Raw genomic sequence first — 24443 nt, forward strand, 5'->3', positions numbered from 1 at the left:
AGGTTGCCATGGCTTTGCGTCCGTACTGGAAGGGATACCTCAAGCTCTCCCTCGTCACCTGCCCCGTGAACATGACCCCCGCGACATCGGAATCGGAGAAGGTTCGGTTCCACACCCTCAACAAGGATACCGGCAACCGTGTCGTTTCCCAGTACATCGACTCCATCACGGGCAAGCCGGTGAAGGATGAAAACGAGGCAAAGGGATATGCTCGCATTGAGAACGACTATGTCATCCTGACCGAAGACGACCTCGATAACGTCGCCCTCGATACGGTGAAGACTATCGACATTGCGAAGTTTGCGCCCGCCGACAGCATCGAGTGGGTCTACCTGGAAAAGCCGCACTACCTGATGCCCGACGATGCGGTTGGAAATGAAGCATTCGCCGTGATCCGCGACGCGATGAAGGCGGACAAGGTCGTCGGGATTTCGAAGCTCGTCATCGGTCGTCGCGAGAAGGCGGTGGTTCTCGAACCCCGGGACGACGGAATCGTACTCTGGTCCCTGCGTTTCGGCGACGAAGTGCGGCCGGAAGAAAACTATTTCGAAGATATCGACGACGAGGTCGATCCTGATCTCATTCCTCTCGTCCAGGAACTGATCAAGCAGAAGACAAAGCGCTGGTCACCCGACATGGTCAGTGATCCGATCCAGGAGAGCCTCCTGAAGCTTATTGAGGAGAAGAAGAAGGCGCTCAAGCCGAAGAAGGCGACAAAGAGCAGAAAAGCGCAAGAGGTCGGACCGAAAACCAACGTGGTGAACATCATGGATGCACTGCGCAAATCTGTTTCTGCCGAACTGAATAAGCGGAAGGCTGTTTGAGATATCGACGAGGCAGGCGTCCTTTTTTCAATAACTGCCAGATTGCCATCACGGACGGCTCATAACGTCCGCATGGCTAACAGCATGCGCCGACGAAGCGGCTTTCGTTGCATCCTTCACGGTTGCCGCCCCGGAACAAGGTGGCGGCAACCGTGTTCATCCGGGCAGAGCTCATCAGACAAGGACCTAACGGATGAAGACCCTTGGTATCGCCTACGCCGGAACGCTGATTTCATTTCTGCTCATCGATGCAATCTGGCTTGGTGTCGTTGCCAAGAATTTTTATCGCGAACAACTCGGGGACATGATGCTGCCCTCACCGAATTTTGTGGTCGCTGCGCTATTCTACCTGTTCTTCGCGGTCGCCATTGTGATCCTCGCGGTCCGTCCCGGCATTGAGGCCGGCTCAATATGGACCAGTATTGGCTATGGAGCCATTTTAGGTCTGGCTGCCTATGGGACCTACGACATGACGAACCTGTCGACCCTGAAAGGATGGCCTGTCGCGCTGACGATCATTGATCTGGCCTGGGGCACGGCCCTGACCGCCGCCGCGAGCGCATGCGGCCATGCTGCTGTGCGTCAGTTCGGTTAGCCGGCCGTGATCTTCTTCACCGCAGACACGCATTTCGGGGATCCTCGCGTCCTGCGGATCGACCGTCGTCCATTTTCACACATGGCAGCACATGACGCTGCAGTCATCGACAACTGGAATGCCGTCGTCAGACAGGACGACGATATCTGGCATCTTGGCGACTTCATGTCGGTGAAAGGCGGAGACTGTGCGACTTTGCTTGGGAAACTGAACGGGAGGAAACACCTCATCGTCGGGAATAATGATCCGGAGACGACGACGGCATCTAAGGGGTGGGCCAGCGTCCAGCACTATGCCGAATTCCGCGAGGGTGGCCATCACCTGATCCTGTGCCACTACGCATTCCGGACGTGGAACCAGATGGGCAAAGGATCGATCAATCTCCACGGCCACTCGCATGGTCGACTAAAACCCGCACCGCGCCAGTTCGATGTCGGGGTCGACGCGCAGGGTTTGAAGCCAGTGAGCCTGGCCGAAATCCTCAATTCCAAGACAAAGACCAAAGTCTCTGCCGACGCCATGTAGTTGGCCGGAGTGAATGGTCTTCGTCGCACGGCAGGGATGTCAGTCGCGACTCAGGGGCGCCCGGGGTCGTTTGGCTCCGTTGCAGCGCGTTCTTCACGCTCCTCGTCCTCCCGGTCATCTTCGTCGATCAAGTCCTGAAGTGTTTCATGTTCGTCATCGCCGGCGATTTCATCCAGTGCCTGGTCCCAGTGACGGGCGGCAGCGCCTTCCGGGCGCCCCTCGTTTTCCCAGATTTCATAGGCTCTCAGCTGGATGCGCTCATATTGATCCCTGGCCATTCTCCAACCTCTCAATCCTGAAGCGATTGCATTCGCTTGCGATAAGCGCGCAAGCCCGCCACAAGTTCCTATTTTTCATCGCAACCATTTGAGTGGAGCTTGAGGGCCGTCTACCGCCTTGCGAACGATTTCTCATCCCGATCGTTTGGTTGAAACATAAGTATGGAGACAGGACGATGACCGCAGCATTTACCGCAGCCAAGCAACGTGAAATCCAGGAACAGGTCGCTGAGGCCGATCAGCAGGAGGTCTCTTCCGAGCCGCGCGCAATGCAGGCTGGCGCTCGTCGATATCCTGAGCCGCCATTTCCAGAGCAGCATCAGGACAAGCCGGGTGACGAAGCCGCCCTCGTGCCGGCCACAATGTATGACGCGCCGTTCTATATCGGCTCAGCGAAGCTGAAGGACAAGGTAGCGCTCATCACCGGAGGCGACAGCGGTATCGGGCGATCCGTGGCGGTGCTGTTTGCCCGGGAAGGCGCCGATATCGCGATCGTTCACCTTGACGAGGATGGCGACGCCGAGGAGACGGCAGCCGCCGTCGAGAAGGAAGGTCGCCGCTGCCTGGTGATCAAGGGCGACGTGAAGAAATCCGCTTTTTGCCGCGACGCCGTCGAAAGGACCGTATCCGAATTCGGAAAGCTCGATGTCCTGGTGAACAATTCTGCCTTCCAGGTCCACACCTACGACATCGTCGACCTGACCGAGGATCATTTCGACGAGACGTTAAAGACCAATCTGTACGGCTATTTCCACATGGCTCGCGCCGCGGTTCCGCATCTCAAGAACGGCTCGGCGATCATCAATACGGGATCCGTCACCGGTTTTGACGGCGAAAAGACGCTGCTCGATTACTCTATGACCAAGGGCGGCATCCACGCCTTCACCAGGTCACTTGCATCGCAGCTCATCCCAAAAGGAATCCGCGTCAACTGCGTCGCCCCAGGGCCCGTATGGTCACCGCTCAACCCAAGCGACAAGGAGCCCGACAAGGTCGCCCAGTTCGGCTCCGGCACGCCAATGAAGCGCCCGGCCCAGCCGGAAGAAATTGCGCCGGCCTATGTCTTCCTCGCCTCACCGCAATGCTCAAGCTATATCACCGGCGAGATACTGCCGATCGTCGGAGGGTATTGAGGATGGCACCCATGAGCGAACGACAGGGTTCATGCCGATGCGGTCGGGTCTCATTTGCGGTGAAAGGCGAGCCGACACGCATTGGCATCTGCCACTGCACCGACTGCCGCGTCGAGAGCGGTTCGGCTTTTACCTATTTCGGCATCTGGCCTGCAGCCCAGTTCACCAGTGCGGGTGAGACGACCGTGTTTGAAGGCCGCCGGTTCTGTCCTTCCTGCGGCTCACGTCTGTTCGCATATGATGAGACGGAGGCCGAGATCAAACTGGGGAGCCTGAGCGAGGCGCCAACGGATCTGGTCCCGGTCTACGAGCTGTGGGTGAAGCGCCGCGAACCCTGGCTCGCGGCGATAGACGGTGCTGAACAGTTCGACGAGGATCGGACGTGAAATCGGGTCAGGCCGCGACCTTCCGGGATTTCGCGAGCCGCTTGATGGCGGGCTCGAGTGGTCGCTGGCCGTCACAGTAGTCCTGCCACGCCGTGCTTTTCTTCAAGAGATCCGGCACTGTCCTGACCGTAAAGCGCTTAGGGTCGAGGTCGGCTTTCACCTGCGTCCAGTTGAGCGGCATCGAGACCGTCGCGCCCGGCCGTGCGCGTGGCGACAGAGGCGCAACCGCTGTCGCCATCCGATCGTTGCGCAGGTAATCCAGGAAGATGCGACCCTCGCGCTGGTTCTTGGCCATCTTAATCAGGTAGAGATCCGGATTGTCCCGAGCCATTTCCTGGCAGACGTCATGGGCAAAGCCTTTTGCCTCGTCCCAGCTGAGTTTCTTGCCTTTCGGCACCAAGAGGGGCGTGACCACATGCAGACCCTTGCCACCCGTCGTCTTGCAGAAGCTGACCAGGCCGAGCTCTTCCAGACGATCGCGTATCTCGCGTGCGGCCTCAACGACGCTGGAGAATTCGACGCCCGGACCCGGATCCAGATCGAAGACCAGGCGTCCAGGAACTTCCGGCTGGTTGGGCTCGCAGTTCCAGGGATGTAACTCGACGCCGCCGATCTGGGCAATCGCCGCCAGCCCTTCGACCCGGTCGATCTGCAGGTAGGGTTTCTTGTCGCCGAAGACGGTGACCAGCTCCAGGAGATTGGACGTTCCCGGCATGGCATGGCGCTGGAAAAACTGCTCGCCTCCAATGCCATCTGGCGTGCGGATGATCGAGCACGGTCGACCCTTGATATGCTCGATCAGCCAGGACCCGACAGCTTCGTGATAGCGAGCCAGATCGACCTTTGTGACGGGCTTCCCGTCGCCGGCGTCGGGCCACAGCGGCTTGTCAGGGCTGGAAATCATCACGCTCATTACCTCCGCCTTTGCACCCCTGCGAAATTGCTTCTGCGCCGGCTTGTCAGTTTCGGGGTCTGGCACCTCCTGTTCGACCGGAGATGCCGGTGTTTCTGCCTCGACCTCGTCCGCCGGCTTGTCCTCCCGCAAGCCCTTGAACGATGCCTGCCGGACCTGTCCGTCCGCGGTCCAGCCGGCGAATTCGATCTCGGCAACGAGCTCGGGTTTCAGCCAGACGATATCGGATGACTTCTTGGGAGCCCCGATGCCCGTGAACGGTGACTTCGCGGTTTCTAGTGCCCCCAGCTTCGGTAGAAGTGTCTCGACGACCTTTGCGCCGTAGCCCGTGCCGACCCGACCGACATATACAAAATGATTGCCGCGATTGACGCCCACCAGCAGCGAACGGAATTTGCCGTTGGTTGTAGCGTACGCGCCGATGACAACTTCATGGCCAGCACGGCACTTGGATTTTGCCCATGTTTCCGTACGCCCAGACTGATATGGGGCGTCCGCCTGCTTGGATACGATACCTTCCAGCGACAGGCGGCAAGCCGACTTCAACACCGCATCGCCCCCGGTCTCGAAATGCTCGACAAAACGAAGGAGCGGATCGTCGCCTGCGTCTGATAGGCAGGATGCCAGCCTCTCCTTCCGGTCCGTCAGCGGATGATCGCGCAGATCGTCACCGCCGACAAAGAGAAGATCGAAGGCGAAATAGACCAGCTCATCCGTCGTTCCTTCTGAGAGCGCGGCTTGAAGGGCAGCAAAGTCAGGTGCGCCGTTTTCATCGAGAGCGCAGATCTCGCCATCAATGGTGCAGTCGGGAAGAGAAGAAGCGGCGGCAGCGATTGCGGGCCATTTCGCGGTCCAGTCGAGGCCCTTGCGGGTCTTCAGCGTCACGTCACCATTCTCGACGCGCATCTGGATCCGGTAACCGTCGAACTTGATTTCGTGGATCCAGCCTTTCCCTGCCGGTGGGCGAGTGAGGGTTTCACATAGCTGCGGTGCAATGAAGTCGGGCATCGCAGAGCTTGCACGCTTCGTGGCTGCGCGTTTTTTCGCTTTGGTTGTGCCCGTCTTTGCCGCCGCGTTGCGCTCGTCAGCGGCAAGACCACGACTGCTATCCCAGACGGCATCCGCTTCAGCCGCATCACCCTGCAGCATGAACGGCGTCGGCTTCCTGCCCTTGCCGGACGCTATCGCCTCCATCGTGCGACCGGATGCAACGGAGGTGTTATTGTCTTCCAGGATTGCTGCCCCGTCTGCCTCGACCGAATGTTCGTCGTGATGCTTGATCAGCAGCCAGTTGGTTCGCTTGCCGCCGTCTCGATCATGCCGCATCCGCACAAGGACGAAGCTTCCTTGCAGGCGTTTGCCGTGCAGTACGAACTTGAAGTCGCCCTTCTTCAGGGCTTCTTCCGGCGATCTTGTGCCTTCCGGCTCCCAGTAGCCACGGTCCCAGAGCATGACGGTACCACCGCCATATTCACCTTTTGGGATCGTGCCTTCGAAATCGCCGTAATCGAGCGGATGATCCTCGACCTCGACTGCAAGCCTCTTGTCGCTCGGATCGAGCGACGGCCCCCGGGTTACGGCCCAGGATTTGAATACGCCGTCGAGTTCAAGGCGCAGATCGTAATGTAGGCGGGTCGCGTCGTGTTTCTGTACCACGAAGCGCAGGCGATTGGATGGCTTGATGCCCACCTCGCCGCTCGGCTCCTTTGTCTTCTTGAAATCCCGCTTTGATCGATATGTCGAAAGACTGTCAGCCATGATTTCGCAACTCCGCAATACAATCCGAACGGATCCGGTTCGACCGGCTCCTGATTGCTCACCGTCCGGAAACCCGGATCGCATCCAGATTGCCGAAACTGCGTTGCACGGCGGCGATCTTCTGGGACGCAATGTCGGCCGACACTTCGATCTCTCCCCCGAGCGGGGCATCGGTTCGCACGTCGCCATCGCGCCGGACGTCTCCGCCTGAAGGTGCGGATCCCGTAGAGTTTTCAGACGCGACCGGCTGCACGAAGATATCGGGCCGGGAAATTCCATGCTGCTGCACAAGATGTTCAATCGCAAGGTCTGCGGCCTCGCGGGTCTTGAAGGTAGCGCGGATGGTCGTGGTGCTATCGTCAGACATGAGTTTCTCCCTGCGTTTTGGTGATTGTGTACCAAACGTCGCTCCGGGCGGGTTGTTTCGGTCCCGATGGAAAACTCAATCTGGTCGGGTTGGATTCGTGCCGGGCGGCTGCTATGTTCTTCCTTTGTTTTCATTTGCGTTGAACGACCCGCATGAACGACATGACTGCACCATTCCCTCGCAAAATCATCCATGTCCACATGGATGCTTTCTACGCGTCGGTGGAACAGCGCGACAATCCGGAACTGCGCCGTAAGCCTCTCGCCGTCGGCGGAGCGGCGGCTCGTGGCGTGGTTGCTGCGGCTAGCTACGAGGCCCGCGAGTTTGGTGTCCGATCAGCCAAACCGTCGGTGACGGCGGCTCGGAAGTGCCCGGAGCTGATTTTCGTGAAACCACGGTTTGCGGTCTATCGCGCCGTCTCGCAGCAGATCCGCGAGATTTTGGTCGAAATCAGTTGTCGCGCAAGATACGTTCGTTGACGATGATCTTGCCCTGGTCACCACCGAGCTCAAACCTCTGGCGGAGAAAGTCTGGTCGCATTGTCAGGCGAACTCGATCAGCGGCAGGACGGTGATCGTGAAGATCAAATATTCGGACTTCACGCAGGCAACACGAAGCAGGACGGAGACGTCTCCTGTCGCGGGTGTTGCCGGGATCATGGAGGCGGCATCGGCGCTCCTTGCCACGGTCTATCCCTTCAAGCGCCCGGTCCGTCTCTTTAACGTTACGCTCTCCTCACTCACCAACGATCAAGGAGAACATGCGGAGGAACAACCCCAGCTCGACCTGGCTTTATGATCGGGTTCAACAAGAGGATCGATCACGATTTCAAACAATTGTCTCCCCAGAGTCCGCGTCATCGATCTCGAGACCGGCGGCAATGGCCCGAACGATGTCTGCGAGATCGGCTGGCAGGACGTCGTTCTGGGTGATGACGGCCTGTGGCATGTGACCGAGGAGCGAGGCGCACTGCTTGTCAATCCCGGACGGCCAATGACACCGGATACGATCGCCGTTCATCATATCCTGGACAGCCACGTGGCCGATGCGCCGTTCTGGAAGGAGATCGCCGCAAGCGTACTGCGGCCTCCGGGGCGGCTGGATGCGCTTGCGGCGCACCGGGCGGGCTTCGAACAGCGCTACTGCACGCCGCGCTTCACCGGCGGCACGCCATGGATCTGCACCTGGAAATCGGCTTTGCGAGTCTGGCCCGAACTGCCGCGGTTTTCCAACCAGATGCTGCGTTACCAGCGCATGCCGGAGGGTCTCGTGCATGAGATCGGGCTACCGGCCCACCGCGCCATGCCAGACGCCTATGTAACCGCGCATCATCTCCGCGACCTGTTGAATGCGACGTCCCTGGACCAACTCCTGGCCTGGAGCAGCGAACCGGGTCTACTGCCGCGCGTGCCCGCCGGCCCGGACCGCGGCAAAACCTGGGATCGGATCTCTGATCAAGCGCTTGAGAACTTCGCGCGTGATCGCGATGTGGACGTCCGGTTCAGTGCTCAGACGGAATTGGCACGGCGTGGAGAACGCCAGGAAATCGCGCCGCTCGAACCTGCCCAGGGAACACTCCTGTGACGAAACGACCTCATAGCCCGTCCTACCCCGACACGCCGGATGGGCGGTATTTCGTGGTGCGCGGCAGGCTCTGGCGCAAGAGCAATCCGGCACTGGACGGCGCTACTAGAGAAAGGCTGGTCAAGGACCTGATGTCAGCAAGACGTGCCGTGCGCGAGGCAAAGGGAGACCCGGAGGCCATTAAAACGGCCCGGCATCTGGTCGATCAGGCGAAGGTCGCGCTCGGCGAGCGCGGCGCCCCCTGGTGGAACGACGGCGCACCTGACTACAACAGGCACATGGCCAAGAACACGCCCTATGCCGACTGGTTTGCAGGTCTCTAGGAACAGGTTGTCGTCAAGGCAGCAAAGGCGCCTCCGGAGCTGCCTTCTTTTTCGCCCAGCTTCGGCACAGGGCACGATATACTTTGGCTCAAGATCGCGGCGGAGGAAAGCGGCCGGATGCTCCCTTAGGGTCAGGCCGGTATGCGAATAGTCCTCGACCACATCCCTGCTCTCGATCATCGACTTCAGCGCCACCTCGGGTTCCTGCATCTCGGCAATCACTCCGGCCTCGCGCTCAGCGGCTGCTGCCCAGAGTTCCATGAGTTCGTCACGGAGCGCCTTGATGTTCCACAGCGCCTGTCGCCGTTCCAGTTCAGTCTTACTTAGTTTCGGGTACGTTTTCTAATACCTGGTTTGCACCTTTTCTGCGCGCTCGCGACCATTGTTTCAAAGAAGTAAAGCGGCTCGTTATCAGCTGCTCGACTGGCCTCGAACAGCAGGCGGTTTTTCTCCAAAATGGCATTTTCTGCTTTTGCGAAGCTCGCCCAAACGCGGAGAGACGCCTTTTCCTTGATCGTAATGGCCAATGCTTTTGGTCCGGCCTCAAATTTGGCGATGCCGAGTCGTGACGCGGCGAGCTTTAAGCGGGTTCTTCTGAAGAGTAGTTTTACTTCCTGCGGCGGCTCGCCGAAACGATCTTCGAATTCCTCTTCTAAATCCGCCAGCGCTTTCGGTGAAGAGGCTCGGCTCAACTTGGCATATAGATGAAGACGCACCGCCGGATCGGACACATAGTTTGCTGGTATGCCTCCTGAAACTCCGAAGTTGAGAAATGTCTGCTCCTCCGCGTCCTTCATCGGCGTGCGATGCTTTACGACTGCATCCGCCAGCAGCTTCTGATAGAGACCAATGCCAATAGCCTTGATGTGCCCGGCCTGATCCTCGCCAGCGAGGTCCCCTCCGCCGCGCAGATCAAAATCACGCATGCTGATTGACAGGCCTGAGCCAAGCCGATCGTTTTCGACGAGCGTCGATAGCCGCAGGCGCGCTTCCTCAGACAATTTCGTGTTCTCGTCTGTCAGGAAGATTGCCGCGCCTTGCGTGCCAGAGCGCCCGACTCGCCCGCGCAATTGATGGAGCTGCGCTAGTCCAAACAGGTCTGCACGCCAGACGAACATTGTGTTCGCCCGGGGAACGTCGAGGCCGTTTTCGATGATGTTGGTGGCCAGTAGTATATCGCCCTCGCCTGCCGCGAAAGACACGACCGCTTCATCCAGGGCAGCTACAGGCATCTTTCCATGCGCAACTCGGATCGCAAGCTCCGGAACGATCTGGCGCAGTCGCGCCTCGACCGCGGTGATGTCCTCGATGCGCGGCACGACGACAAAGCTCTGCCCGCCACGCCTGAACTCGCGCATCAGTGCGATACGGACGGACGCGCTGTCGAAGGCCAAAAGCGTGGTGCGGACAGGCATCCGCCTTCGCGGCGGTGTCATTAGCAAGCTTACCTCCTGGATCCCGACCATCGCCGATTGCAGTGTCCGGGGGATGGGTGTCGCCGACATGGCAAGTACATGCAAAGAGGGTGCGAGCGCGGCCATCGCCCGCTTTTGTCGCAGTCCGAAGCGGTGTTCTTCATCGACGATCAGAAGCGCGAGGCGAGCAAAACGCACATCTTTGGCCAGTACCGCCTGCGTCGCAACGACGATGCGAAGGCTGCCTTCGGCAAGCTCTGCCTTCACTTGCTTTGCCTCGCCAGCTTTGACGAGCCTCGACAGCATCCCAACTGAAATGCCTGAACCTGCAAAACGCTGTTCGAAAGTCGCAAAGTGTTGACGGGCCAGAACGGTGGTCGGCGCGATAACAACAACCTGCCCCCCGGCAAGGGCAACCGCCGCAGCCGCTCGCAAGGCAACCTCCGTTTTGCCGAACCCGACATCTCCGCAGATCAGACGGTTCATCGGGCGGCCGGACGAAAGATCCGAGAGCACGGAATTGATGGCCTCGCTCTGGTCTGACGTTTCCGCATAGGGGAATCGTCGCGTAAACGCTGTGTATGAAGTTCGCGGCGGCGAGAATGTTTCGGATCGCGATGCCTCTCTTTCCTTGGCGATCTTGCTCAAATGTCGAGCCGTAGATGCAATATCCTGGGCGATTTTTTCGCGCTTTTTTCCCCAGGCCTGCGTGTGCAGCCGATCAAGCGTTACGGTCTGCGCCTCGGATCCATAGCGCCATAATTTGCCGAAATCCTCCATCGGCACGAGAAGCGATCCGCTGTCGCGATAGTCAAGGCGGGCTGCGTCGCGGGCGACGCCGTTTATGTAGAGGCTCTGCACGTCTTTCAGGACGCCGACACCATGCTCTTCGTGAACCACGACATCACCGATCTGCAGCTCCGGCTCCGCCAGGAATAGACGCGCGTTGTTCGTTACACTGTTTTGCGGGGCCGCGATCACAACAATATTGTTCCTCCTGTCAACAAAGCCCTGTTCTAGCGTGCATGGGAGCTTCAAGAGACTGCCGGGTTCCGCCGATATCGCGGCCTGCCACGTGTCGACATGCTGCAAGGTCGCGCAAGTTGCTTTTGCGAGACGCCGAGACAGTGCTTCTACGCTCTTGCCTGTCCCGGTAAGGACGATGGTTTGCCCTTGCTTCGCACATTCCTGAACCAGCCTCCCCACGGATTTACCAGCACCGGAGGCGAAGCCTTCTGCGGGTTGACTGTCCTCCGGTTCAAGATTGAGACTATGTACCGCCATGCCCTGAGCATATCGATCCCATTCCGCACGGCTCAAGTAAAGCGACCGCGCGGAGCCGTTGTCAGTTTTACCGGAATGCCCGCGAGCTTGCCGTGCATCTTCGATAATGCTGAAATACCGCTCAACGCGTGTTTCAGCGCCAGGAGCCAGATGTATGATCGCATCACCCAAGACCTCGACAACGCTGGGCATTTTTTCATAGAGGCGACCCAGAACATGTTCCATCGTCCCTGATGTCGGAACTGCTCCATTGATATCGGCATTTGTTAAGATGGCTTCTGTGGCAGGCCCCAGAATTACCCGATCCAGAGAGCTTTCCGTGAGCTGGGATATCCGGTCGAAGCCCCGCAGTTCCTCGACCTCATCCTTGTCCGACAAGACAATTCGCATCGGGCCTGGAGCTCCTGCAGGGTAGATGTCTATCACTCCATCCCGCACCACCACCTCACCGGGATCGTCTGCCACACCTTCCTCGACGTAACCGGCGCGTCGAACGAATTGCGAAAAACTTGCTCTGTCGAACCGCTGGCCCGCGACCAGATCGAACTTGCTGCCCTCGATGACTGCCGCCGGCGGCACCCGTTGCAGCATCGCTTCCACAGAGGTGACCAAGAGTTTAGGTGGGCCGCAAGGTTCTCTCCAGATGCGCAACGCATCCATGCGACGGCCCATGCAATGTGGCGAGGGTGGCACTCGGTCATAGGGTAGACAATCCCATGGCGGCAGGACAAGGAACGGGATATCTGGGAAAAGGGCTTTGACTGCAGTTGCGATTTCGTCAGCCACCCTATCGCTGAGCGCCACATAACATGTTGGGTGTCGCGCCTCTTTCAAAGCCGCTGCCAACCGGGACGCCAGCAAACCGGGAGAATACTCCAATTTTTGCACGGGGAGGTCTGGAGAAAGGGGCGTTGCAGCGCCCGCACCATCGTCGTTCATTTTACGCACATCAAGCCGCCGATTACCGCCGGCAACTGCCGGCATTCAGAAACGACAATCGCCCCCATGTGTTCCCTTGTCAGCGCAGTCAGTGGTTGAATCACATTTCTGCTTGTAGCCGATTTACTTGCGGTCCTGCGTGAACGGCGCGCGGCGGATCCGCTACGTCTTGGCAGGGAGTGTCTACATTTCGGATAATTTGCGACATTGTTGATTGAATAGTTTGTCCTGTTTCGGTCTTATACCCTCAACAAGTTGTTTAGCTAAGTCGGTCTTACCTCATTCGACCTTGGGCTGCCCAGGAGGATTGGTGTCGCTCCATAGTGAAATCGATTGGGGGTCACACCCGGAATTGGACGCTCGGCCGTTGTGAAACGAGCAATTGAGGGCTGCCGAGCTTTAGATGACCGGCCATTCTGTTTGGGATCGCATACGGTTAACTAGAAGATCTTCGAAAGAGTGTGCGCCAATTGCTCCTGCGTATAGGGCTTGGAAAGCCGCGCCGCCTGCATCTCTACCCCCGGTGGGAGATCTGCGTAGCCAGACGCGAGGATGATCGGCAAGTACGGCAGACGCTCGTGGAGCGCCTTGGCTAGTTCGGCACCCGTCATACCCGGCATCGAATAGTCGGTGATCACGAGGTCGAAACACTCACCCGTGTCTATCAAAGCTAATGCGTCTTTCCCGGAATAGACTTCGACAACCTCGTGTCCTAAATCGCTCAACATGTCCGCTGAACTCATCGCGATGAGGACGTCATCATCAACGAGCAAAATTCTCTTTGGTCCCGTCTCACTTGGCTTGTCCGGAACGGTCTCGGCAAGTGGCTGTGCAACGACGCTATTTGCCGAAACGGGAATCCAGATTTCAGCGGTTGTCCCCTTCCCAGGAGTGCTTGCAAGCGCCAACTGACCTCCGAGTTGCAACGCTAATCCGTGGACCATGGAGAGCCCTAGGCCAGTACCCTTACCCAGCTCCTTCGTCGAGAAGAATGGCTCGATCGCTTTTTGCAACGTTCCCTCATCCATGCCGATACCCTCGTCTCGGACCGATAAGACAACGTAACTTCCAGATACCATCGACGCCGAATCTGTAGCGACTTCAGCTTCTCTCAGAGTGATATGGATTGCTCCGCCGTCGGGCATTGCATCCCTGGCATTCACTGCGAGATTCAAGAGAGCGAGTTCCAGTTGGTTTGCATCCGCTGACACCTGAGGCAAGCCGTCTGCCACCTCTACGTGGATCGCAATTCTTGATCCAACGGAGCGCTGGAGCAACTCTTCCATCGTTGTTACAAGTCCGCTGAGATTCACCGGTCCGACTTGGAGATCTTGCCTTCGAGCGAAGGCAAGCAATCTTTGCGTTAGCGAGGCGCCGCGTCGAGCCCCCTGCATTGCCCCTTCGACGAGCCTGCTGGCTCTCTCATCGCCTGCAACGTGCTTTCGAAGTAGCTCTAGATTTGCGAGCACTGCCATCAAAAGATTATTGAAATCATGCGCGACCCCGCCTGTCAGCTGCCCGATCGCCTCCATCTTTTGGGCTTGTCGAAGCTGCTCTTCCGCCCGCTCACGCTGGCTTACTTCCGCTAGGACAAGATCATGGGCTTTTTTGAGCTCGCGGGTCCGCTCAGATACTCGTTCTTCCAACAACTCATTCTGGTGCCGTTGTTCTTGTTCTGCTTGCAGCCGTTGGGTGACGTCAGCGGAAACACCCACCAGCTTTATTGGCCGTCCGGCCCTATCACGATGAAGCTGAGCCCGGATTTCCGCTCCATGAATGGAGGCGTCCGGCCAAATCGTACGATAAGCTATGGAGTAGTCCGCTCCAGTCTCAATCGTGGTGCGCACCGCCTCTTTCATTTCATCGAGGTCATCGGGGTGAATCGCTTGCAAGAGGTCTTCGTAGGAAAAATCCTCGTCCTCCGCCCTGCCGAAAATTCCACGGCAAGTAGAAGACGTGGTCAAGACATTTGTCGCCAGATCAAGCTCCCACGCTCCCAAGCGGCCCGCTTCAAGCGCTGTCTGAAGGCGACGCTCCTTTTCATCGAGCGCTTCGATGCGACTGCGAGCTTCCCATTGCCTGCGCCTACCTCGTAGAGCTGAACGAGTAACGCTGATGAACGTCGTTGCATGAAACGGTCTTTCCACAAAACTGACATTTCCAAGGATCTCAGACAGGAGTGCCGCGCCGGGATTTCGCTCGGGTCCTCCGCCGCGGGCAGTCAAGACGATAAACGGCAGGTCCGACCAGCTCGGCTGCTGTTCAATCCAAGCAGAGAAAAGGCGTAAGTCCGCACCACGCATCGCTTCTTCCGTAATGACAACAAAAGCAACATTGTCACCAAGAGACCCGACAAGATCTTGTAAGCTGTCGGCAATCCTTGCAGATATGCCAGCCTCTTTCAGCAGTGCTGATGCAATCTCGGCATCGCGTCCGATAGGAGTATGAACGAGAGTTAATGCGGCGTGCTCAGGAATGGCTATCATCCTCAACAGAGGTCTTCAATGGGAGGTTGGTCTCTCCGACAAAAAGAGGTACGCCACGCAAGATACCTTGGAAGCCAGAAAGTGGCTCGCCAAGTGTTAACCCGCCACTGCCAATCTTGTACTCGCGAATAGTATCTTCGTGGTTACCAGTTCGCTTTTTTATGACCGAAATCGCCCTGCGCACGCGTCCATCAGCTTCGAAGTATCGCAAAAGTATCACAGAATCGGCCAAATAGGTGACATCCACCGGAGATTTCATATCGCCGACAAGACCGTGTTGCGCAACCGTAATAAAAGTGTTGACACCTTGCCTGTTCAAGAACTGAAGAAGCTCGTGCATATGCAAGATCAGCCCGTTTTCCTCGGGCATGGCTGCCTGATACCCGTTTATGCTGTCGATAATCACTGTCCTCGCTTCGAAGTCGGCCACTCTATCGCGTACGCGCTGGGCAAATTCTCCAGGTGACAACTCCGCAGCATCGAGTTGCTCGATATGGATGAGTCCCAAGTCGCGCAGCTTCTCAAGATCCAACCCCATATCTTTTGTCCGCGCGAACAAAAGACCCAGTTCTTCGTCAAACACGAATATCGCTGCCTTCTCGCCGCGTGACACTGCTGCACTGACAAACTGCAGCGCAACCAAGCTTTTTCCTGTTCCGGCAGGGCCGATTAAGAGCGTACTTGACCCACGTGTCAGTCCTCCGCCCAGCAGACGATCCAACTCGGCGATCCCGGTTGCGAGCAGACTCCGCTCAAAGCCTGTCTTATGTTCTATGGCCCGCAATCGCGGGAATACCGCCACGCCGCCTGTCTTGATGATAAAGTCGTGATACCCACCACGATAGGCCTGTCCCCGATATTTAAGGATCCGCACACGGCGGCGCTCAGCACCGTAGTCGGGTGCGAGCTGCTCAAGATGTACGACTCCATGGACGACGCTATGCACGGTCTTGTCGAGCGTGTCGGATGTCATGTCGTCCAGCAGTAGAACGGTTGCGTCGGATTTAGCAAAAAAATGCTTCAGTGCGAGTATCTGTCGACGGTAACGCAATGAGCTTTGAGCCAAAAGCCTGATTTCGGACAGGCTATCAATGACTACCCGCTGCGGCTTGATGCGCTCGAACGCTTCGAAAATTAACTTTGTAGTTTCGCCTAATTCCAGATCAGATGAGTAAAGCAGACTCTGCTGTTGATCCGCATTCAAGAGGCTTTCGGGCGGCACAAGTTCAAAGATTTCGGCGAGACCGCGTAAATTCCAGCCATGCGAGGTTGCACTGTCGACCAACTCTTCAGTCGTTTCCGACAAGGTGATGTAAAGGCAACGCTCGCCAACTTTGGCTCCTTCTAGCAGGAACTGCAAGGCGATGGTCGTCTTCCCTGACCCAGGCGCGCCTTCCAACAGAAAGACGTGTCGACGGGACAGCCCCCCTGCCAGAATATCGTCGAGCCCCCTGACACCCGTCTTTGCTTTTGCGGTCAGTTGGTCCGCCATGGATCCTCCACATTCGCGCTGTAAGTTCAGGCAAAATTTGTTCTCAAGATTACGTACGAACGCGAAATTTGTTCCCTTTGAAACACAATGCGGAACACGACAGCTTGCCCGAATAACAAATAGCCATGTCTTAAGCTGGGAATCACCAAATAACCGCTCCGTTCTGGTGGTTCGACTGGTTTCTCTCGGACCCTGAATTGGCTCGTTTGCTGCTGACATGAAGGGCTGAAGGGTCCTTGCACAGCTCTCGCCGATCGACACCGGCGGAAGCATTCCGTTTTACATGTGGGTACCGCCACTGCGTCAGTGGGCGCTCAAAGGGGTAGGCCGTTCCACACATGTCGTACACCGCTTGCCTGGATCTCTGACACGTGCCTCCAAGATCAAGCTCCAGTCGAACCCATATGTGAAAGAAAAGAGCCACCCGATCTCGACCCAAAGCTCGTTGACCGTCTCGAGCATCGTTCGTCATCGGAAAATGGCAGGATTGGTGCGACGATACCGAACGATCCTTCATGCAGGACGACATCGTCGTCCATTAACATGAGGAGATATGCATCAGTGAACGTGGCCATTTTGGTTACTCCCTCAAGCAGGCGGTAGCACTGGGAACGCCACGCCGTCAGCGCCTACCGCATCGGGTACCGGCGATGCTGCTCTGATCCCCAAAAACTGGACCGTTCATAATTGGAGTTTTCCGCTGTAATTTCCCGGCTGGGAAAAGGAGCGGAAGCATGAAGGCATCGAAGTTCTCGGACGCCCAGAAGGCGTTCATTTTGAAGCAGGGCGACGACGGCGTGCCGGTGGCAGAGATTTGCCGGAAGGCGGGGATCAGCCAGGCGACCTATTTCAATTGGCGCAAGAAGTATGGGGGTCTGCTGCCCGATGAGATGCGCCGATTGAAGGCTCTGGAAGATGAGAACTCCAGGCTCAAGAAGATCGTTGCCGATCTGACGCTGGACCGCGAGATGCTGCAGGACGTGATCCGCCGAAATGTATGGTCCGCCCTGTCATTGCAAGGATCTTTAGCTGCTGACGAATGCAGTTTGCGTAAATGTATCCGGCCTCTCGCGAGTGGACTGCGGTTGCAGTCAGGCCCTGATGAGATCCGCACATCCTGTTTCCAAATAGCTTCTTCGGGCACGAAGCCCTCTTTCAGCCAGGACTTACAGAATGCCGATCAACTGTCTCGTCATCACCTTCGAACCTCGCAATCTGTCTGGCCTTCAGGAGCCAGAATGGCGATGGGCTATGCAGCTGGCTGGCGCATGTAAGTGGCGCCGGGCTTCGTGAGTATCACCCAAACGATACGCGCCAGCTTAGCAGCCAAAGCCACGGTCACCTTGTTCACGTGCATTCTGAGTCGCAATTCATCGATCCAATGGCCAAGCCGATCCTTGTCTCGGTTGAGGTGCATCAAACAGGAGCGGGCACCATGGATGAGCAATCGTCGAATATAATTGTTGCCCCGCTTGCTGATGCCGAGGAGCGTTTGCTTTCCGCCGGTCGAGTACTGACGAGGGACCAGGCCTAACCAGGCTGCAACGTCTCGCGCCTTGGCAAACCGTGAGGGATTGCCGACGGCTGACAGAATAGCTGTAGCTCCAAGTGGGCCGATGCCTGGAATTGTCATGAGGCGCCTCGCGCGCTCGTCGCTGTCTGCAATCTTCTCAATGTCGTCCGATACTTGCCGGATACGTGCCTCCAGCCTGCGGAGATCGTCATGTAGATCGCGAAGAACAGAACGGGCCATTGGCGTCAGATCATTGTCCAGATCTTCAATAACTCGGCAAATATCGAGTTTGAATACGCCAGCCCCTTGTCGCATCGCGACACCATGCTCAAGGCAGTAGGCACGCATCTGACAGATGAGGTTTGTCCGGGCTGACACCAACCGACTCCGAACGCGGTGCATCATCTGCAAATCAACTTGGTCCGGCTGTTTAATACCCACAAACCGCATTGTCGGCCTCGTTGCTGCTTCGGCGATAGCTGCGGCATCAATGGTGTCGTTCTTGTTCGACTTCACATAAGGCTTCACAAACTGCGCGGGAATAATCCGGACTTCGTGTCCCATTGTCTGCAGCTTGCGCGCCAGCCACTGAGACCCGGGACAGGCTTCCATTCCCACGAGCGTACGCGCCGCACGCTCGAAGAATTGCAGCAATGTCTCTCGTCGGAACTTAACTCGCTGAACAATCGCACCTGAACCATCCAGGCCGACGACGTGGAACACGTTCTTCCCAATATCTACTCCAAAAACAGTGCAGTCACGCGGTTGATTGCGATCCATCACTGAGGCCCTCCTTTTTGCCTGCTTCCATTATGCTCTCGGGAGACAGGGCGGACCATCCCATTAGCTCTGAGGCCTGTCCGGAAGCGCAAGCTGATCGACGGGATGCTGGTGGACTGGGCATATCGATTCGACGGGCCTGCAAGGTCCTGAAGTTCGATACATCGACCTACCACTACAAATCCCGCCGCACCGGACAGGCCCCACTCGAACGACGCATCAAGGAGATTTGCGAGACACGTGTGCGGTATGGCTACCGCCGCGTCCATGTGCATTTGCGCCGCGACGGCTGGAAGATCAATATGAAGAAGACACGCAGAATTTACAGCGAGTTAGGGCTTCAGCTGCGCAACAAGCATCCCAAGCGGCGTGTGAAGGCAAAGCTCCGAGATGATCGTCAGGAAGCTGTCGGGCCGAACGATGTCTGGGCGATGGACTTCGTTCATGACCAGCTCGCAACCGGCAAGAAGCTGCGTATCCTGACCGTGGTCGACACGCACTCGCGCTACTGCCCGGCCGCCGACGCTCGCTTCACCTATCGCGGCGAGGATGTCGTCCAGACCCTCGAAGGCATCTGCCGAAAGACCGGCTATCCGAAGACGATCAGGGTGGATAATGGCAGCGAGTTCATCTCCCGTGATCTTGACCTCTGGGCCTATGCCAACAACGTCACCCTGGACTTCTCACGCCCGGGCAAACCGACTGATAACGGCTTCATCGAGGCCTTCAACAGCAAGCTGCGATCGGAATGCCTGAATGCTCATTGGTTCCTGACCCTTGCAGATTCCCGCGAAAAGTTGGAGACTTGGCGTCGATATTACAACGAGGAACGTCCTCACTCGGCGATCGGTTATAACGTCCCGATCGCACTGCATAATCCCGGTGGCGCTACCAGCCAGCCATCGTGATCAGAGCCGGAAACTCTAATTCCCGGCGGTCCAAGGTTTGGTCCCAGAGCAATGCCCATAGTACGTGCTTCTTCCAAAGAGCCCCCTCGTTACCTCGATGGATGAGACTTCTGGACCAAAGAACCGGAACCTTCCGCCTAAAGGTTCATTGACAGCATGTTGCCGTGATGGGAGCGAGCTGTCGAATGTCCGATCACGAAAACCAGGTCCGAGCGTTGGCTCTCACCATTTTCGCAGCAAACGGCAGGCTGATCAGCGCCGAAAACGAACTGGTGGCGCATCTGGGTCTAACCAGCGCCTGGTGGCAGGTGCTCGGGGCACTGCGTTATTCACCAGTCCCGCTGCCAGCCGCATCGATCGCCCGGAATATGGGCCTGACCCGACAGGCGGTCCAGCGCATCGTTGATGTCCTGGCGGATACCCTGGGCAAAATCGCACGCGCTCATCGACCATCACTTGCGCGATGCCGGGATCGGCTGGACCATTTTGAAACCCACCGCGTTCATGCAGAACTTCTTCTGGTTCAAAGATCCGATTGCAAAGGGTCTCCTGCCGCAAATCGCCGGCAAGGGATCGGTTTCGTGGGTGGACACATGCGACGTTGCACGCGTTGCGGCCAAGGTTCTGACCGAAGAAGGTCACAACGAAGCGACCTATTTCCTGGCCGGTCCGGAGACCTTGGACATGAGGCTGCGTCACGCCTTTCGAATGTGACGAAACGAAAGGTGCGGTATCTCCATCTGCCAAGCCCGCTCTTCAAACTCATTCTTCGTCTGACCGGCAACTCCCGCTGGATGGCCGATGGCCTGGTTGCGCAGTTCTCGGATGTTGTCGCCGGCCACCACGAGATCAATCCCACTTTCGAGATCAAGCGGCTGACCGGCGTTGCACCAAGGAGCTTTTCAGACTTTGTTCGGGACCATCGGGACGAGTTCGTCCCCAACAAATAAGACACGTCAAGCGTCAAGCGCCCTTTTGATGGTTCCACCAACCACCATACACCCAGTTTAATCGGAGACTGTTTCATGGCTTACAAAGCGTCTCGTCTTGCCCATCATAGTGCAATTGTCACAGGCGCGAGCTCAGGAATTGGCCTGGCCATTGCCGAAGCCTTGGCGGCGGCTGGTTGCGCGGTCGCGGTCAACTATCATTCTCACGCCGAAGCCGCACAAGAGCTGGTCGATCGCATCATCGACCAGGGAGGGCGTGCGATTGCGATCCAGGCTGATGTGTCAAAGGAGGAGGACGTCATTCGCCTTTTCGATGAAGCAACAACAGCGTTCGGGCGCATTGATGTGCTTATGTCTAACTCGGGTATTCAGAAGGATGCCGCGATTGCCGACATGTCGCTTGGCGACTGGAACACCGTCATCGACATCAACCTGACCGGACAGTTCCTATGCGCGCGGGAAGCTGTGCGACGCTTCCGTGCCCAGACGGTGAGCAAACGTCCAGCCCGCAGTGCCGGCGTCATCATTACAATGAGTTCAGTGCATGAATGCATCCCGTGGGCCGGGCATATAAACTACGCAGCTGCCAAAGGTGGCGTTCACATGTTCACACGTACACTCGCCCAAGAGGTTGCGGCTGATGGAATCAGGGTCAATGCGATCGCACCTGGTGCCATCAAGACGCCGATCAACAAGGACGCCTGGGAGAGCGAAGAGGAACTGACTAAGCTGCTCAGACTCATCCCCTATGGCCGGATTGGCGAGCCAGAGGACGTGGCAAAGGCTGCTGTATGGCTGGCGTCTGACGAGGCCGACTATATCACCGGTACTACCCTCTACATTGATGGCGGCATGTCGCTCTACCCGGAGTTTCGCAACAATGGCTGAGCCGCTTCGTACGATCGGCGATCACGGCATCATTGGCGACCTTGAAACCGTCGCTCTGGTCGCGCGTGACGGGACCATTGACTACTTGTGTTGGCCGGCGCTGGACAGTCCGACCATCTTCGCCGATCTGCTGGATAACGGCAAAGGTGGAGCTTTCGAAATCAAGCCTCAACTTGATAACCCGCGTCATCTTCAGCTTTACGTCCCAGATACGAATGTCTTGATTACACGCTTCATGGCAGAAAGCGGCAGTGCGGAAGTAGCTGACTTCATGCCACAACCCGAAGCCCGGATGCGTGCAGGCCGGTGTGAGCGTGGTCTCATTCGCCGGTTGACCGTGACAAGCGGAGAGGTGACATTCACTGTGCGTTGCGCGCCTCGCTTCGATTACGCTCGCCATAGCCCTGAGGTCGCAGCCACTGAAGGCGGCGTATGCTTCAAGGGCGAAGAACTGTCCTTATCCCTTTTTGCCTCCATTCCGCTTGACTCACATGCAGCGGAAGCGACTGCACGCTTTACGCTGTCGAAAGGGGAGAGTGCATGGTTCGTCCTGGGCGACAGTACCATGCCACCACCCGATGATGCCCTGGTGTCGTCGTTGATAGAGGAAACGATCAAGGCGTGGCGCTCGTGGCATGACAAATCGACCTACAATGGGCGTTGGCGTGAGCACGTGCTTCGTTCCGCGCTCGCATTGAAGCTTCTAACCTCGGCTCGTCACGGTTCGATAGCAGCCGCAGCTACTTTCTCTTTGCCTGAGGCGCTAGGGTCAGAACGCAACTGGGACTATCGGGCGACCTGGATCCGTGACGCCTCATTTACTGTCTATGCCTTCATGCGGCTTGGCTTTGTCGAAGAAGCAGAGCACTTCAATCAATGGGTCAGCGCGCGTGTTGCGAAGTGTGACCGTTCTTCTCCATTGCGCATCATGTACGCGCTTGACGGGTCGGCTATGGCCGATGAATCAGAGCTACCGCATCTTGCAGGTTACGCTGAGAGCCGACCGTTGCGGATCGGCAATACAGCTCATGCGCAGACGCAGTTGGACATCTTTGGTGAACTTCTCGACAGTGTCTATCTATCCAACAAGTATGGATCTGCAATCAGCCATGACGGCTGGGAGCATGTCCGGACTATCGTCGATCATGTGATCGACCATTGGCAGGAGCCAGACGCCGGCATTTGGGAAATCCGCTCGAAGCCTCGCCATTTTCTTCATTCCCGGTTGATGTGCTGGGTTGCGCTCGACCGGGCAATTCGGCTCGCCAACAAGCGATCGCTTGGCTCTCCTCTGCTGGCCTGGACCGAAACCCGTGACGCGATAGCCAGTGACATCTGGGATAACTTCCGCCATCCCGAGAACGGCTATTTTGTGCAGGAGCGCGGTGGAACTGAACTTGATGCGGCTCTCCTGATGATGCCGCTCGTCCGGTTTGTTTCGTCAAGCGATCCTGTCTGGCTCAAGACGCTTGATGCAATAGGAGAACAGCTCTGTGACGACGGGTTGGTTTACCGCTATCGTGGCGCTGATGGACTAGAAGGAGAAGAAGGCGCCTTCACGACCTGCACATTCTGGTATGTCGAATGTCTAGCCCGAGCCGGCCGTCTCCAGGAGGCTCAGATGAACCTGGCAAAGGGCCTTGCCTATGCCAACCATCTCAGCTTATTCGCAGAGGAAGTCGACGTGCGCGGGCTCCCGCTCGGCAATTTTCCGCAAGCCCTTAGCCATCTCGCATTCATCAGTGCCGCCTATTTCCTCGACCGTCGGCTCGACCCCGCCTATCGGCCGAATTGGCAGCCTTGATCCACTGATCGGCGATGACCGTCGGCTGCGTCACGACCGGCGCATGGCTTGCCGTGACCTTGGTAATCTCAGCCTTGAGGCACTCAGGCACCCGCCTGATCTGCAAGAGTAGTTGATGGCCAGATCAAGCGGTTGGGACGGTCCCTCCGTCGATTACATGCTCGGTTCCTGTGATTGATGCGGCTCGATCCGATGCGAGAAACGCAATCAAATCAGCAACCTCTTCCGGCTTGGCCGGACGTCCAAGCGGTATGCCGCCCAGTGAATTCATGATAACCTGCACTGCCTTTTCGTAGTCAATTCTGGCTTCCTCGGCGATGCGCAGAGCGAGACCGTTGGCCCCCGGATTGGCGATCCAACCGGGAGAGACCCGCACCACCCGCACACCTTTCGGAGAAACCTCCTTGGAAATGCTTTTGCTGTAGGTGTTGAGCGCCCCCTTGGCTGAAGCGTAGCCAGTCGTCGCTTCCGGTAGCGGGAGGTGTCTCTGGATCGAGGTCACGTGGATGACGACGCCGCTTCCCTGAGCGACCATCCCGGGAATGAGTGCGCGATCCAGCCGGACCGCCGGAAAAAAGTTCAGATTGAACTCCTTTTCCCATTCATCGTCGGTCAGCGCTGCAAAGCCGCCTGAAGGGGCGGACGAGCCCCCCAGCACATTTACAAGGATATCAATGCCGCCGAGTTCTTGGCTCACCGCGTCCACGACGGTCTTAACCCCCGCGATGGTGGTCAGATCGGCTTCGACAAACGCTGCGCCGGAGAAGTCTGCGGGCTTCTTGCGGGCAGTGGTCAGAACGCGAGCGCCGAGCGCCTTGAACAAACGCACTGTTGCTGCGCCTGCACCCGAGGTCCCACCAGTGATGAGGGCGCGACGGCCTTTCAGGTCAATAAATTGTGTCATACGCTAATCTCCAGTTCAGCGACCTTGTCGCTGGCAAGGACAAAGAAGAACCGCAGATCGATGGGGCTACCTGGAAATTCCCCAGCCGCGTGCGCTGTTACCTGGGTCTTTCCGTTCTCGGTGGTGATCAAGAAGGGCTCAACGGTGTAGATATACTGCTGTGTCTCATCAGCTATCCACGCGCGGATTGCATCGCGGCCCCGGTGGGTCTTGCCCTTGTCTTTCACGAAGCCGTTCTCGGTGAATGCGGCAGCAACCGCATCCGGGCTACCTGTCCGGTCTGCCTTGAAGTAAGTCTCGATGGCCTTGGGTAATTTGACTGTCATTCGATTTCTCCCGGTCCTGTCCGAGCCCTTGGGCTCTGTTTCGATCTGCGTTTGAGATCAATTGACTG

The 24443-nt window shown here is 57.5% G+C and carries 19 protein-coding genes and 6 pseudogenes; 15 read left to right on the forward strand and 10 right to left on the reverse strand.

The window, feature by feature from the left end; translation table 11 throughout:
- The first annotated feature begins 8 nt into the window (after positions 1-8).
- The 3 genes from ku (at position 9) to G6N80_RS04645 (ending at position 1944) form a co-directional block, all read left to right on the forward strand.
- Positions 9-824: a non-homologous end joining protein Ku gene (gene ku, locus G6N80_RS04635; protein ID WP_165131655.1), complete on the forward strand. Its 816-nt coding sequence runs from the start codon at positions 9-11 to the stop codon at positions 822-824.
- A 193-nt stretch (positions 825-1017) separates the two neighbouring features.
- Positions 1018-1419 carry a DUF2177 family protein gene (locus G6N80_RS04640; RefSeq protein ID WP_165131658.1) on the forward strand — a complete coding sequence of 134 codons (402 nt, stop codon included), beginning with the start codon at positions 1018-1020 and terminating at the stop codon, positions 1417-1419.
- Positions 1420-1425: 6 nt separating this feature from the next.
- The gene (locus tag G6N80_RS04645; protein WP_165131661.1) at positions 1426-1944 is read left to right on the forward strand and encodes a hydrolase; all 519 of its coding nucleotides are present in this window, start codon (positions 1426-1428) and stop codon (positions 1942-1944) included.
- A gap of 53 nt (positions 1945-1997) precedes the next feature.
- On the opposite strand, the pseudogene G6N80_RS04650 reads toward G6N80_RS04645, so the two are convergent.
- A pseudogene (locus G6N80_RS04650) lies at positions 1998-2222 on the reverse strand (DUF2934 domain-containing protein); the annotation flags it as partial.
- Between the two features lie 176 nt (positions 2223-2398).
- Between G6N80_RS04650 and G6N80_RS04655 the strand changes: the two are divergent.
- Together G6N80_RS04655 and G6N80_RS04660 are read left to right on the forward strand one after the other, a co-directional pair.
- Positions 2399-3355 (forward strand): SDR family oxidoreductase, encoded by a 957-nt coding sequence (locus tag G6N80_RS04655; protein ID WP_165131664.1) that lies wholly within the window; start codon positions 2399-2401, stop codon positions 3353-3355.
- A gap of 11 nt (positions 3356-3366) precedes the next feature.
- Positions 3367-3741, forward strand: a complete 375-nt coding sequence (locus G6N80_RS04660) for a GFA family protein (protein ID WP_062553818.1) — start codon at positions 3367-3369, stop codon at positions 3739-3741.
- Positions 3742-3748: 7 nt separating this feature from the next.
- On the opposite strand, the gene ligD is transcribed toward G6N80_RS04660, so the two are convergent.
- Together ligD and G6N80_RS04670 are read right to left on the reverse strand one after the other, a co-directional pair.
- On the reverse strand, positions 3749-6412 hold the full coding sequence (ligD, locus tag G6N80_RS04665; RefSeq protein WP_165131667.1) for a DNA ligase D: 2664 nt from the start codon (positions 6410-6412) through the stop codon (positions 3749-3751).
- A 58-nt stretch (positions 6413-6470) separates the two neighbouring features.
- Positions 6471-6779, reverse strand: coding sequence for a hypothetical protein (locus G6N80_RS04670; RefSeq protein ID WP_165131670.1), 309 nt, complete (start codon positions 6777-6779; stop codon positions 6471-6473).
- Positions 6780-6931: 152 nt separating this feature from the next.
- Here G6N80_RS04670 and G6N80_RS04675 point away from each other — a divergent pair.
- The 3 genes and pseudogenes from G6N80_RS04675 (at position 6932) to G6N80_RS04685 (ending at position 8686) form a co-directional block, all read left to right on the forward strand.
- A pseudogene (locus tag G6N80_RS04675) lies at positions 6932-7577 on the forward strand (Y-family DNA polymerase).
- A 27-nt stretch (positions 7578-7604) separates the two neighbouring features.
- Positions 7605-8363 carry an exonuclease domain-containing protein gene (locus G6N80_RS04680; RefSeq protein ID WP_165132365.1) on the forward strand — a complete coding sequence of 253 codons (759 nt, stop codon included), beginning with the start codon at positions 7605-7607 and terminating at the stop codon, positions 8361-8363.
- A complete protein-coding gene (locus G6N80_RS04685; protein ID WP_082547110.1) occupies positions 8360-8686 on the forward strand; it encodes a hypothetical protein in 327 nt (108 codons plus the stop codon). The genes G6N80_RS04680 and G6N80_RS04685 overlap by 4 nt, the downstream gene beginning before the upstream one ends.
- Before the next feature lie 45 nt (positions 8687-8731).
- On the opposite strand, the pseudogene G6N80_RS23320 reads toward G6N80_RS04685, so the two are convergent.
- The 4 genes and pseudogenes from G6N80_RS23320 to G6N80_RS04705 all read right to left on the reverse strand — a co-directional run.
- Positions 8732-9013, reverse strand: a pseudogene (locus tag G6N80_RS23320) (hypothetical protein); the annotation flags it as partial.
- Positions 9010-11976 (reverse strand): DEAD/DEAH box helicase, encoded by a 2967-nt coding sequence (locus G6N80_RS04695; RefSeq protein WP_246251363.1) that lies wholly within the window; start codon positions 11974-11976, stop codon positions 9010-9012. The pseudogene G6N80_RS23320 and the gene G6N80_RS04695, both read right to left, overlap by 4 nt.
- Before the next feature lie 788 nt (positions 11977-12764).
- Complete coding sequence (locus G6N80_RS04700) at positions 12765-14810, reverse strand: hybrid sensor histidine kinase/response regulator (RefSeq protein WP_165132368.1); 2046 nt, start codon at positions 14808-14810, stop codon at positions 12765-12767.
- Positions 14794-16302 (reverse strand): ATPase domain-containing protein, encoded by a 1509-nt coding sequence (locus G6N80_RS04705; protein ID WP_062553785.1) that lies wholly within the window; start codon positions 16300-16302, stop codon positions 14794-14796. The genes G6N80_RS04700 and G6N80_RS04705 overlap by 17 nt, the downstream gene beginning before the upstream one ends.
- A 734-nt stretch (positions 16303-17036) precedes the next feature.
- On the opposite strand from G6N80_RS04705, the pseudogene G6N80_RS04710 reads away from it, so the two are divergent.
- Positions 17037-17294, forward strand: a pseudogene (locus G6N80_RS04710) (transposase); the annotation flags it as partial.
- Positions 17295-17551: 257 nt separating this feature from the next.
- On the opposite strand, the gene G6N80_RS04715 reads toward G6N80_RS04710, so the two are convergent.
- Positions 17552-18595, reverse strand: a complete 1044-nt coding sequence (locus G6N80_RS04715; protein ID WP_210300926.1) for an IS110 family RNA-guided transposase — start codon at positions 18593-18595, stop codon at positions 17552-17554.
- A 66-nt stretch (positions 18596-18661) separates the two neighbouring features.
- Between G6N80_RS04715 and G6N80_RS04720 the strand changes: the two are divergent.
- From G6N80_RS04720 to G6N80_RS04740, 6 genes and pseudogenes are all read left to right on the forward strand, one after another.
- Positions 18662-19503 (forward strand): annotated as a pseudogene (locus G6N80_RS04720) (IS3 family transposase); the annotation flags it as partial.
- A gap of 185 nt (positions 19504-19688) precedes the next feature.
- Positions 19689-19922 (forward strand): annotated as a pseudogene (locus G6N80_RS04725) (MarR family transcriptional regulator); the annotation flags it as partial.
- Between the two features lie 67 nt (positions 19923-19989).
- The gene (locus G6N80_RS23325; protein WP_246251408.1) at positions 19990-20217 is read left to right on the forward strand and encodes a Rossmann-fold NAD(P)-binding domain-containing protein; all 228 of its coding nucleotides are present in this window, start codon (positions 19990-19992) and stop codon (positions 20215-20217) included.
- A gap of 11 nt (positions 20218-20228) precedes the next feature.
- On the forward strand, positions 20229-20453 hold the full coding sequence (locus G6N80_RS23330) for a hypothetical protein (protein ID WP_246251409.1): 225 nt from the start codon (positions 20229-20231) through the stop codon (positions 20451-20453).
- A 75-nt stretch (positions 20454-20528) separates the two neighbouring features.
- Entirely contained in the window at positions 20529-21341 is an 813-nt protein-coding gene (gene fabG / locus G6N80_RS04735; RefSeq protein WP_165131676.1) for a 3-oxoacyl-ACP reductase FabG, read from the forward strand.
- Positions 21334-23145 carry a glycoside hydrolase family 15 protein gene (locus G6N80_RS04740; RefSeq protein WP_165131679.1) on the forward strand — a complete coding sequence of 604 codons (1812 nt, stop codon included), beginning with the start codon at positions 21334-21336 and terminating at the stop codon, positions 23143-23145. The genes fabG and G6N80_RS04740 overlap by 8 nt, the downstream gene beginning before the upstream one ends.
- Before the next feature lie 124 nt (positions 23146-23269).
- Here the strand turns inward: G6N80_RS04740 and G6N80_RS04745 are convergent, their stop codons facing one another.
- Positions 23270-24049 (reverse strand): SDR family oxidoreductase, encoded by a 780-nt coding sequence (locus tag G6N80_RS04745; RefSeq protein WP_165131682.1) that lies wholly within the window; start codon positions 24047-24049, stop codon positions 23270-23272.
- Positions 24046-24375, reverse strand: coding sequence for a nuclear transport factor 2 family protein (locus tag G6N80_RS04750; protein ID WP_062554842.1), 330 nt, complete (start codon positions 24373-24375; stop codon positions 24046-24048). The genes G6N80_RS04745 and G6N80_RS04750 overlap by 4 nt, the downstream gene beginning before the upstream one ends.
- Positions 24376-24443: the final 68 nt, after the last annotated feature.

The sequence above is a fragment of the Rhizobium rhizoryzae genome (assembly GCF_011046895.1).
Taxonomy (GTDB): Bacteria; Pseudomonadota; Alphaproteobacteria; order Rhizobiales; family Rhizobiaceae; genus Neorhizobium; species Neorhizobium rhizoryzae.

What these genes read in the sequence shown, in the direction of transcription:
- ku (WP_165131655.1), top strand. Translation starts at nt 9, where the DNA reads ATGGCTTTGCGTCCGTACTGGAAGGGATACCTCAAGCTCTCCCTCGTC.
- G6N80_RS04640 (WP_165131658.1), top strand. Translation starts at nt 1,018, where the DNA reads ATGAAGACCCTTGGTATCGCCTACGCCGGAACGCTGATTTCATTTCTG.
- G6N80_RS04655 (WP_165131664.1), top strand. Translation starts at nt 2,399, where the DNA reads ATGACCGCAGCATTTACCGCAGCCAAGCAACGTGAAATCCAGGAACAG.
- G6N80_RS04660 (WP_062553818.1), top strand. Translation starts at nt 3,367, where the DNA reads ATGAGCGAACGACAGGGTTCATGCCGATGCGGTCGGGTCTCATTTGCG.
- ligD (WP_165131667.1), bottom strand. Translation starts at nt 6,412, where the DNA reads ATGGCTGACAGTCTTTCGACATATCGATCAAAGCGGGATTTCAAGAAG.
- G6N80_RS04670 (WP_165131670.1), bottom strand. Translation starts at nt 6,779, where the DNA reads ATGTCTGACGATAGCACCACGACCATCCGCGCTACCTTCAAGACCCGC.
- G6N80_RS04695 (WP_246251363.1), bottom strand. Translation starts at nt 11,976, where the DNA reads ATGCTGCAACGGGTGCCGCCGGCGGCAGTCATCGAGGGCAGCAAGTTC.
- G6N80_RS04700 (WP_165132368.1), bottom strand. Translation starts at nt 14,810, where the DNA reads ATGATAGCCATTCCTGAGCACGCCGCATTAACTCTCGTTCATACTCCT.
- G6N80_RS04705 (WP_062553785.1), bottom strand. Translation starts at nt 16,302, where the DNA reads ATGGCGGACCAACTGACCGCAAAAGCAAAGACGGGTGTCAGGGGGCTC.
- G6N80_RS04715 (WP_210300926.1), bottom strand. Translation starts at nt 18,595, where the DNA reads ATGGATCGCAATCAACCGCGTGACTGCACTGTTTTTGGAGTAGATATT.
- fabG (WP_165131676.1), top strand. Translation starts at nt 20,529, where the DNA reads ATGGCTTACAAAGCGTCTCGTCTTGCCCATCATAGTGCAATTGTCACA.
- G6N80_RS04740 (WP_165131679.1), top strand. Translation starts at nt 21,334, where the DNA reads ATGGCTGAGCCGCTTCGTACGATCGGCGATCACGGCATCATTGGCGAC.
- G6N80_RS04745 (WP_165131682.1), bottom strand. Translation starts at nt 24,049, where the DNA reads ATGACACAATTTATTGACCTGAAAGGCCGTCGCGCCCTCATCACTGGT.
- G6N80_RS04750 (WP_062554842.1), bottom strand. Translation starts at nt 24,375, where the DNA reads ATGACAGTCAAATTACCCAAGGCCATCGAGACTTACTTCAAGGCAGAC.